Source organism: Enterobacter cloacae complex sp. P24RS, from assembly GCF_014982165.1.
GTDB lineage: Bacteria > Pseudomonadota > Gammaproteobacteria > Enterobacterales > Enterobacteriaceae > Enterobacter > Enterobacter quasihormaechei.
The window spans coordinates 371,296-381,534 of sequence record NZ_JADCKU010000003.1 but is presented as its reverse complement, the minus strand read 5'-3'; the positions used below and the strand labels follow the sequence as shown (position 1 = coordinate 381,534).

Sequence of the window (10,239 nt, the reverse complement as noted above, 5' to 3'; positions counted from 1 at the left end):
TTCAGTTCCGTTCCTAAAAACGATACGCCATCGGTTATTCTCGACACACAGCAATACGATTGAAAATTAAAGTAATGGAATATAAATAATATGAATATTATTAGATCTTCTAAATGGACAGTGGCAAGTATATTGCTGTGTAGTATGAGTTACACTCATGCATCAATGAATACATCGCCAGAGATTGAGCTTGCGGCAAATACGTCGACCCCGGCAGCGACTACCACTCCGCGTAACCCGTTTGCCGAGGAAAATAACGTGCCGCCCGCTTATTCATCGCTGGCTCCGGTAACGCGTTCACTTTGCCTACAGGAAAACGTGTTATTAAGCCAGGCTATAAAAAAGTGGGCCGAAAGTAATCATTACAAACTGTTCTGGAACAGTAAAAAAGATTACCTGGTCTATAGCACTATTACCCTGAACGGTAAAACGGATGATGATATTTTACAGTCGTTAGGGGAACTCTTTTTCTCAGAGAACTATGGTTTAGTCGTAAAAAAATACGAGAAAAACCACGTGATCGTTGTTGATGAAATGTAAGCGGAAGGATCCCATGAAACTTAAGATTAGTGTGCTGTTGCTGGCTTTCCTTGCGCAAGGATGCGTAAGCGATTTCAATAAAAAATATGATGTTCCTAAAAAAATACGCGAACACACCGCTGATGCGACCACCAGCGATGAGGCGAAGACCAAACCCTATATTAAATATGATACGGCTTTTTTAGGTAAAAAAGTTCAGTACAGCGTTGAGCAGCAGAAGGTGATGAGTAAGCATGTGAAGATCACATCTTACGAGCCTACCTCTCTTTCGACGTTGATGGATGCGGTGTCTGCCCAAACGGGTATCAGTTTCCGCATTAATGCGTCAGCGATAAGCGATAAAAAAGCAACGGAAGACAACTCATGGGACGTTCCACGTTCTGTGCAGTTTGACGGTACGTTTGAAAGCTTTATGCAATACATTAGCTCACTGTACGACGTTAGCACTCAGCTCGACGAAAACAATGTGCTGAAAATCAACGTGTTTGATACCTATGTATTGCGTCTCGATTTCTATGGTGAAAACAATAAAACTGAAACCACGCTCGATCTCTCAGGCAACGAGGCGACATCAGGCGGCGGCTTAACCGGCAAATCGGAGACAAAGTTTGAATCGTCGTTCTGGGACGATGTTGAGGATATGGCGAAAAACTACGTCACCTCTGGTAACTACAGTCTTTTCAAAGACTCGTCTATCCTGATGGTCAACGCACGTCCTTCTGAATACGAAGCGTTAAGTAAAGCGCTGGATAAGTACAAAGCGGATAACAGCCGCCAGTTTATTGTCACATACCGTATTTTTATTCTCGACAAAGAGAAAGAGAAACAGTTAAGCGGCGGTATGGATTTCAATTTTAGCGATGCACATAACACAATTAATTTGAGCAGTAGCATTTTCAATAACCTGGCCGGTGGAATCTCCGCTGGCTGGAAAAACAGTCGCGTTGATATTAATACGGGCCTGGATGCGCTTTACAAATTAACCGGCAGCGAATCGCTTCAAAGCGGTTCATTTATTACCCGTAATAACATGGCTGTACCGGTCAATATGACACAATCTCAGTTTTATGTTTCTAGCAGAACACGTACAACGGATGATAATGGGGATGTCAACGTTGATGTTGAAACCTCTGAGATCGTGACCGGGACCAGCTTTATCATTACACCACGCGTATTGTCCGATGGGCGCATAGAGGTGGTAAGCGGTTTTACTAAGCGTTTTCTTAACTCTATTGATGAGTATGACGATGTTCAGTTGCCTAACGTAAGCACCACGGAATCTTTCAACTCTTCCATCATCAAGCCAGGCGATCTGCTGGTAGTGGGAAAATTTGAAGTGAAGAGCTCGAAAGATGGGCTTCAGTATGAAGTGCTGGGTGCCTCTGACGGTAAAAATGAAGCTACCGCAACTGTCCTGATGGTTGTAGGGGTCGATTACTATCGTCAGCCGATCACGTCTCGCGGCGATTGAGAAATTGCATTATGAATAACCTTCTCTTGCAAAAAAACATCCTGACCGGTCTCCACTGGGAGCCGGAAAGCCTGAGCCATCTGCAACCGGCTGAACAGGCCTCGTTTCGGGGGATGATGAAAGCGAACCGCAGGCTGGTTTATTCGGATGCTTCCGGCACGCAGGCCTTAGGATACAGTACAAAAATTTCGACGTTATATGAGCCCTTTGCGCTCTATATCAAAGAGCTTTTTGGAGACGGTATTTACTTCTTTCATGAAAATGAAGAAACCACTTATTTTCTGATTATCAATGAAGGTCGAATTATCAGCGGAACGGATTGTTTCATTAGTACCGTACTTTTTGATGAGCTAATGAAACACCCGGTGGGATATGAACATCTCGAGGTAACGCCGCTTGAAGAATCGCAGATAAACGTGGTCATTGAGCGCTGCGTGGCGCGACAGCTAAAGTTAAAGCGACGTCGTCGCCTGATCATTGGCTCAATCTTTATTGCTGGCCTGTCGATTCTGGTTATGTTGGCGCTGGTACTTCACTTTTTTGTGGCTGGATAAATTATGCTGGAAAGTCTCTATTTCTGGAAAGGTAATAATGGCGGCAGTACTGTAAAAAAGATGCTGCTCATCGCGCTTGCTGTCGTACTGGTGTTATCTGCTGGAGGCGCAGGGGCGTGGTATTATTTTATTAAGCTTCCGGCTGAAAAGGCCGCTGAAGAAGCGTTGATGAGGCAGCGTCAGGCTGCCGAGAAATTACAGAGCGATATTGCCTCCGTGAAGTCCTTTTATGAAAAGTCTCTGGAGGGGGCAAGTATTATTAAAGCAATCAATTTTATCAACGAAGTTAACAATAGTTTAGCTGATTTCAAAGACCTTAGTATTGAAAGTGAGGCATTTGATTGCGACATTAAAAAATGCCGTTTCAGTTACGTTAACAGACCGGGGACGGTACTGACTTTACCCGAGAAAACGTTTTGGGGAAAAGCCTACAAAGCCTCTGTGAACGCAAAAAAGGACAAAAAGAAAGGTAAGGATAAGTCAGATTTTGGTTACGAGGACATCGAATCAAAACTGAATGGAAATGCGTTACAAACTGCGTATAAAAATAAGAAGCCGCTGGCGCTTTATCCCTGTGATGAAGTCGTGTCTTACATCCTGACTTATAATTCATTCCTCAAAAGTATGTCTGGTAACAAAAAGAAGACTGCTAACGGAGAAATAGTCATAAAAAAAATGCCTAACAGTGCTGTTACTGCTCTTGAAACGCAACTAGTGAGCAAAGTAAAGGCCTATGGGCTAATGGCAGGGACGTGGGAAATCCAATTCAAAGGCGGAGTGGTGAGTGAAAGTACCCTGAATTTACAGCTGGTACTCTTTAAGCAAGCATATCGTGACGCTTTTTTAATTAAACGGATTGAGTCGGAACATAAAGGAATTAAAGTTTCAGGAGGCCTGGTATGCAAAGCGTAAAAGTAATGATGTTAACCGCGGTATTTTCGTTATCGGTAGGGACGGCAGTGGCGGCGCCTTCTACAGCGTTGCCAAAAGCGCCTGACAGTGCTGCAAAAAAAGATGCAGTGACTGAGGCTAAAACGGACGTTCACAAAGAGAAGCCATCCGCGCCGAACGAGATTGCCGCAGCGCAGCCTCAAATGGCAATGGTGCAGGAGAAGCTTGACGAGAAGATCGAACCTAACGCGACGTCCAGTGCTAATGAAGCAGCTAAGGATCAGGCGAAGGTCAAAGATGAAACTCAGCTTGTTCAGGATCGTCTTGCTGAAATCGTTGAAGATGATTACGCCTATGAAAAAGCGCGTCGCAAGCTGGCTAATCTGGTTGAGCTACAGAAAATGATTAGCCAGATCCGTAAAATGAGTGCAGAAGACAAAAAGTACTCGGCACCGGTTCAAAAAGTTGAAGTGTCGCAACCCACCAAGGCGGAGCCAGTGAAATCAGCAGAACCGATAGCGATGCCGCGCGTTTTGTTTGAAACTCAAATCGGGGGTTCTCAGCGCACAGCCGTCAGTGACGGAGAAGAGTTGCGCTATGTTCGAAATGGCGAGGTCTTCACCATCGGCGGCAGCGATTACAAGCTCGCTAAAGACAGGAAATCTGTCGTATTAGCCAGGGATGCAGCCAAGTGAGCCTGATGTTTTTGCGAATTTCGGCAGAGGAGTTGCTGGCGGGTAAATGGACGTACCAGGAATATGATGGTATCGGCTTCACGGCCGCTATCGAAGAGGCCGAGTACCTTGTGATCTCGCATATTGAAATCAACGATCTCTTTACCTACCAGATTCAGATATCACGGCTGGTCTCACAGCATAAGCGTAAGATCCTGGGCATTGCGCTTGTGCAAGAGGACGATTTTTACCGGATAATTGAGCACGTCTCGCTGAAGAAAATCAGTGATGCCAATAAGAACATTGACATCACTGATACGCAAAAACAACTGGCAGCAATTTTGCAGCGTGCCGTGGGGATGGGGGCGAGCGACCTTCACATTACCCGCAACGACGTTCTGGCGCAGTTTGAGGCTCGCGTTAACGGCGTGCTGATGCCTTTTATGCAAATAAAATCTCAGCAGTGCGATGAGCTGGTTTTCGTTTTGTATAACGTGGAAGCCACTACCCGAGATACCACGTGGAACCGTGCGATACCGCAGAGCGCGAACATTCTGTACAGCCTCGGCGGTAAGCCCTTCCGCTTCCGCTACGCCCATTTCCCTATTTTTGGGGAAACGGCGGATTGTTATCACGCGGTTCTGCGTATTATTCCGTCCGGGCTGCAAAAAGGAAATATCGGGTCGCTGGAGAAAATTGGCATTTCGCCGGAAGAGGTCAGCGATCTTAAAAAGATCCTCAGTAATCCTTATGGCGCATACGTTATTGCGGGGACGACGGGTTCCGGGAAATCCACGACGCTTAAAAACCTGATGGAATGGTTGCAAATTAACCGCTATGAAGATCGCGGCTGCTTCCTGACCGTAGAAGATCCGGTTGAGTATGAGATATATGGTGCGAAACAGAGCTCGGTGGTGGATGTTGAAGGCGGTGGTTTTCATGCCGCCATTAAATCGGCGCTGCGTCGCGACCCGGATGTATTAATGGTTGGCGAAATACGTGACAACATTTCTGCCAATGCCCTTGCCGGGGCCGTAGAGAGCGGTCACTACTGTTTTACAACGGTGCACGCGGGGAACATCGTGTCACTTCTGCAACGTATGTCGGCGTTAGGTATTGGCAGCGACAAGCTCTCAACCCCCGGCTTCATTGCGGGTTTGCAGTGTCAAAAGCTGGTGCCGGTATTATGCGATAACTGTAAAACGGTGCTGGAAAATAAAACCATTTCCGGACATGAGTTTACATTATATACCGCCGGCGAAAACGGATGTCCTCAATGCAAGAATAGCGGCATAAAGGGACGCCAGCTTGCCATGGAGTATTTTCTGCCTACGTATGAAGAGCTGGCGACCATCTCTCGCCAGGAGTGGCTAAATACCTTCACGTTGTGGCGCAACAAACGAAAGACGGCATCAGGTTTAACGGAGGGTTTTGAGATCCGTGAAAAAGTGATGGCACACGTTCTGAATGGGCGCATAGACGCCCGCTGGTACGCCATGGAGTTTGGCGATGTATCACAAGATGATCTGGAGATGATCGTTGAAAAAATTCGGTAAAAAACAACGCCTGTACGTCTATCAATTTTGTGCGGATATGATCAAGGCGGGTTTGCCGCTCTTTGACTCCCTGCAAAAATTGCAGATAGAGGGGCGGCCGCTGCTTGGTAAAGGGTTCAGCAATAAGCTAGCTGACGTACTGAAGCAAATGAAGCAGGAGACCTCTGTATCTTCTGTTTTTTCCGGTATGGTGCCTAACTCTGAGCTGAGCGTAATAACCGCTGCTGAAAAAAGTGGTAGCCTCGCCGACGGCTTTTTGACGCTGGTTTCCGTTATTCACTACAACGATGAGCTGAGAAAGAAAATTGTCGGCGCGCTGGTTTTCCCGCTGATCATGATTTCTTTATCCTTAGTGGTTATTGCCGGCTATTCGCAGAAAGTTTTTCCGGCCTTTGCTTCCGTAGTTCCCGTTGAAAAGTGGCCTGGGGTTACGCAAAACCTCTATAGCTTCGGGACCGCTTTGTACCAGGGGCTGTGGCTAAAAATTTTAATCGGATTTATAGGTCTCGTTATTGTTGTTAGAGTGACGATGGCCAACTTCAGCGGCAACATGAGAAATAAAGTTGTGGATAGGGTTCTGCCCTTTTCAACTTACCGTCAGCTCACGTCTTCGGTATTTTTGAATAACCTCTCATTGATGCTGAGTAACAATATACCGCTGACTGATGCGCTTGCCATTATACGCCTGAATGCCAACCGCTGGTTGCGCTGGCACCTTGACGTCATGATCGACAATATGGCAAAGGGTATTCACTACAGTAAAGCGCTGTCGACGGGATTAATGGGCGTAGAAGAACTTCTGAATATCAGTTTATATGCTGAGCTTCCCTCATTTAATGATGTTTTACGTTCGGTATCAGAACGTTCCAGGGAGCGTATTCAGGAATACATTAAAAAACTGTCCGGTTTATTAAAAAACCTGGCCACAGTGATCCTGGGTGGATGCGTTATTTGGGTATTTTTGGCCCTCTTCGCATTGATGGATACTTTATCGAAAACGGCGGGTGGATAAGCATGAATAAAACTTCTGCAAATATCATTGCTGCATTTATAACAGCATGTGCCGCATTGACTTCGTTAAACGGAATAGCGGCGCAGAAATTTGGGTTTGGCACGGTTACGAAGCCGAGTTCAGACTCATGTTCTTTGTGGGGGTCGTTGTATCCTATTTCAATACAGCAACCTGAAGATGAACCGGTGAATTATTATGTAAATTTTATTTGGGTTGAGGCGAATTCTTACAAGGGGATAGATGAATACGCTGATTTTTATATCACTCCGTATAGTCAGAATGCCTGGCCATCAAGCATCAATATCTTGACCGATGGCGGTCAGGCATTTTGTATGGGTGATGGAGAATGTACATCCGCTACTGTCTCTGAGGTTAATAAAGGTATTTCTGCCTATGAAAATCTGAAAGCGGAATTCCCTGATAAAAAGGTGAGTGTGGTCAAAGCGCAACCGGACGGCACAGGTATTTTAAAGTGGTTCTATCTTCCCCTTCGCAAAGTCGATCTGCTTCGTATTGAGGTTTTTACACCTTTGAGCTCTTTAACCGCAGCTAATGAATATGTGGAACCCGTCTATTTTGAGTACCGAGCAACGGGAAAAGGGAGCGAACTCAAATTGCATGAATGGGGCTCAACGTCTGATGATAAGACGTATATCTCTTTGCCAGAGACGTTTAATCCCGTTTTAACCTCTGATATTCAGGTTTGGTTTACCCGAACAAATCAGGCTGGTCCTGCATGGGGTATTACCCCGAAAGCCCACATCGACTTCGTAACCAGCGCACAAAGCGATCGCGTGCCGTCGAGCTGCAAATAAAAGGATTAAGAAATGCGCATGGAAGCGTTTTTTGCACCGTACTTCCCATGGATGGCGCTCGTTTTAGGATTGCTGATTGGCAGTTTTTTGAACGTAGTCATTTATCGTTTACCCGTCATGCTATTAAGGACTCATTCTGATCCGGAAAGCCTGAAAGGTTTGCCCGACGTGAATCTCTGGTGGCCGCCTTCGCACTGCCCGATGTGTCAGACCAACATTAAGCCTTGGGATAACATCCCGGTTTTGAGCTGGCTGCTGCTGCGAGGGAAGTGCCGCCATTGCAAATGTACCATTCCCTTTCAGTATCCGCTAAGTGAGGCGTTGATCGGCGCCGGTTACTTTGCGCTGGTCTATTTCTACTACCCTCAGCACAGCCTGGTGCAGATAGGCTTTATTGCTCTGTTTTTCAGCCTGCTTTATACGCTAGCCATGATTGACATTAAGACATTCCTGTTACCGGACAGCCTCGTCTTTTTACTGATGTGGGCCGGGCTAATCGCCTCCGTGAGAAATATTATTCCCGTCTCGCCTCGCGATAGCGTGATGGGCGCCGCCTTCATTTGGATCTTTACGTGGTTAATGGCGCAGGGCTATGCGTGGATCGCGCGTCGCGAAGGGTTTGGTCAGGGGGATGTAAAGCTATTTGCCGCCTGCGCCGTGTGGTTGGGGAACGATAATATTGCACACCTGATGTTGGGCTCTGCCGCGCTTGGGGCGGTGTTCTTCATAGTGCGCTGGGTTATGTCTAAAAAGAAATCTCATCAGGATGATGAATCAGAAGGCTATCTGCCATTTGGCCCCGCGATAGCCATAACTGCGCTTGTAGTAATGCACATGGAGGTGCTTAAATAATGTCCTTTCTTCTGTTGTCGGGCGCGATGCTTGCGCTCAGTCCGGTCAAGCCCGTTCCGCTCGAATGCCACTATGCCGCCCTACAGGCGTTACTGTCTGCCAGACTATCCGACAGCGTGACCGCGCGTGCGGGCATTTTTCCATCCCTGAATAGCCCGGCATGTGTCTCTTATGATCGAGGTATCGAAATCGCGACGCTAACGGATTACCTGTCAGCATTCGATCGGCTTATCCCCGTTCCAGCCACGCGTCTTGCGCAAGCCGAAGAGGCGAAGGAGTTTGACTATTCAACCTTATTTCCGCCTGAAGTGACTGAACCTGAGGTTTCCGATCAGGATGCCGGAGTGAGTACGATGACGGCACTGGACGGAGAGGCGGGCAGCAGCGTCTTTACGGTGATGAACGCCACCATACCTACTGCCAGCGCGCCAGCGCCGGAATGGAAACCGTTGCTGAGCCAGCAGGCGCGATCGAGCCAGTTTATTTTCCCGCTGGCCACTTCGCCTTATGTCACCTCGCCGTACGGCCTGCGGTATCACCCCGTTATTCACTCCTTTATGCGTCATGAAGGAACGGATTTCAGGGCGGCCGTAAACAGTGAGGTGATGACCATCGCCGATGGAATGGTTGTTGAAGCGGGGTACGGCCCCGTCACGGGCTTCTTTATTACCGTGCGTCATGCTGATGGCTGGAGCAGCCGCTATCTTCATCTTAGCGAGCTCCATGTTGCGAGAAACCAGTTTGTGCGAAAGGGCAACGTTATTGGTTTGTCCGGAAATACCGGGCGTACCAACGGGCCGCATTTGCATCTTGAGATCAGCCACAACGACAAATTAGTCGATCCCATGTCGATATTGTTTGAGCAAAGAACGTCGGCGGAGCCTGTAACGGAGGTGCATCACGCAGAACCGTCGGAGCCGAAGCCTGAACCGGTGGATATGACGCCGTCCATCGCGGTCATCGCCGGTGAAGGTGAAAATCTGCAAATTGGCGTTCGTATCGGACGTAAATTATCCATGTATAGTCCCTCCGAAATGATTGAAACAGAGGAGGGGAACTGGAGAATTATCAAGAAGTTCGGTAAATATAAGCTCTCTAAGATCCAGACTGCTTCAGCGAGCGGGCAAAATTGACGTTTTTAGCTTCTTGTGCGCGGTTTTTTGTTTAGATTAAATCCACTTTGCTGGTTTTTTCTTCACTTGATACAATGCACTTAAATTGCCCTTGCGAAGGTGATTCGCTTTGGTTAGTATTCACACCCGCTTCAGTAGGAAACAAAATCCTGCTAAATTGTCGAAGCATTGGTATGCGGCAAATCCGCAAGGAACAGGTTGATTATGTACGAAGCTCTTTTAGTTATTTTCCTTATTGTAGCCATCGCTCTCGTAGCGCTGATCATGCTGCAACAAGGTAAAGGCGCTGATATGGGAGCCTCCTTCGGAGCAGGCGCTTCCGGTACGCTGTTCGGTTCAAGTGGTTCTGCGAACTTCATGACCCGCACGACGGCGATTCTGGCTACGCTGTTCTTCATCATCAGTCTGGTGCTGGGCAATATCAACAGCAACAAGACCAGTAAAGGAAGCGAGTGGGAAAATCTGAGCGCGCCAGCCAAAACTGAGCAGACTCAGCCAGCTGCACCGGCTAAGCCAACCAGCGATATCCCGCAGTAAGTATTCCGTACCGAGGTGGTGGAATTGGTAGACACGCTACCTTGAGGTGGTAGTGCCCTAACGGGCTTGTGGGTTCGAGTCCCATCCTCGGTACCAATATTCCAGAAGAAAGACGTCGAAAGACGTCTTTTTTTTCGTCTGTAGATTATGTGTTGTTTTCGTAGGGCGGGTAAGCGCAGCGCCACCCGCCATTTTGCCCGGTGG

The 10,239-nt window shown here is 47.5% G+C and carries 11 protein-coding genes and 1 tRNA gene; all 12 read left to right on the top strand.

Annotated elements, in window-relative coordinates:
* Positions 1–90 precede the first annotated feature (90 nt).
* Positions 91–540 (top strand): TcpQ domain-containing protein, encoded by a 450-nt coding sequence (locus INF58_RS04435; RefSeq protein ID WP_227415002.1) that lies wholly within the window; start codon positions 91–93, stop codon positions 538–540.
* 13 nt (positions 541–553) lie between these two features.
* Positions 554–2,011, top strand: a complete 1,458-nt coding sequence (locus INF58_RS04430; RefSeq protein ID WP_193527096.1) for a type II and III secretion system protein — start codon at positions 554–556, stop codon at positions 2,009–2,011.
* An 11-nt stretch (positions 2,012–2,022) separates the two neighbouring features.
* Positions 2,023–2,565 carry a pilus assembly protein gene (locus tag INF58_RS04425; RefSeq protein ID WP_193527095.1) on the top strand — a complete coding sequence of 181 codons (543 nt, stop codon included), beginning with the start codon at positions 2,023–2,025 and terminating at the stop codon, positions 2,563–2,565.
* A 3-nt stretch (positions 2,566–2,568) separates the two neighbouring features.
* A complete protein-coding gene (locus tag INF58_RS04420) occupies positions 2,569–3,477 on the top strand; it encodes a hypothetical protein (protein ID WP_193527094.1) in 909 nt (302 codons plus the stop codon).
* Positions 3,465–4,151, top strand: a complete 687-nt coding sequence (locus tag INF58_RS04415; protein WP_063867576.1) for a hypothetical protein — start codon at positions 3,465–3,467, stop codon at positions 4,149–4,151. Before INF58_RS04420 ends, INF58_RS04415 begins: the two co-directional genes overlap by 13 nt.
* Before the next feature lie 5 nt (positions 4,152–4,156).
* On the top strand, positions 4,157–5,686 hold the full coding sequence (locus INF58_RS04410; RefSeq protein ID WP_227415013.1) for an ATPase, T2SS/T4P/T4SS family: 1,530 nt from the start codon (positions 4,157–4,159) through the stop codon (positions 5,684–5,686).
* Positions 5,670–6,698, top strand: coding sequence for a type II secretion system F family protein (locus INF58_RS04405; RefSeq protein WP_193527093.1), 1,029 nt, complete (start codon positions 5,670–5,672; stop codon positions 6,696–6,698). Before INF58_RS04410 ends, INF58_RS04405 begins: the two co-directional genes overlap by 17 nt.
* A gap of 2 nt (positions 6,699–6,700) precedes the next feature.
* Positions 6,701–7,513, top strand: a complete 813-nt coding sequence (locus INF58_RS04400; protein ID WP_193527092.1) for a hypothetical protein — start codon at positions 6,701–6,703, stop codon at positions 7,511–7,513.
* Positions 7,514–7,525: 12 nt separating this feature from the next.
* The gene (locus INF58_RS04395) at positions 7,526–8,365 is read left to right on the top strand and encodes an A24 family peptidase (RefSeq protein ID WP_193527091.1); all 840 of its coding nucleotides are present in this window, start codon (positions 7,526–7,528) and stop codon (positions 8,363–8,365) included.
* Positions 8,365–9,498 (top strand): M23 family metallopeptidase, encoded by a 1,134-nt coding sequence (locus tag INF58_RS04390; protein WP_193527090.1) that lies wholly within the window; start codon positions 8,365–8,367, stop codon positions 9,496–9,498. The genes INF58_RS04395 and INF58_RS04390 overlap by 1 nt, the downstream gene beginning before the upstream one ends.
* Before the next feature lie 204 nt (positions 9,499–9,702).
* A complete protein-coding gene (secG, locus tag INF58_RS04385; protein WP_003861803.1) occupies positions 9,703–10,035 on the top strand; it encodes a preprotein translocase subunit SecG in 333 nt (110 codons plus the stop codon).
* A 9-nt stretch (positions 10,036–10,044) separates the two neighbouring features.
* A tRNA-Leu gene (locus INF58_RS04380) sits at positions 10,045–10,131 on the top strand.
* The last annotated feature ends 108 nt before the right edge of the window (positions 10,132–10,239 follow it).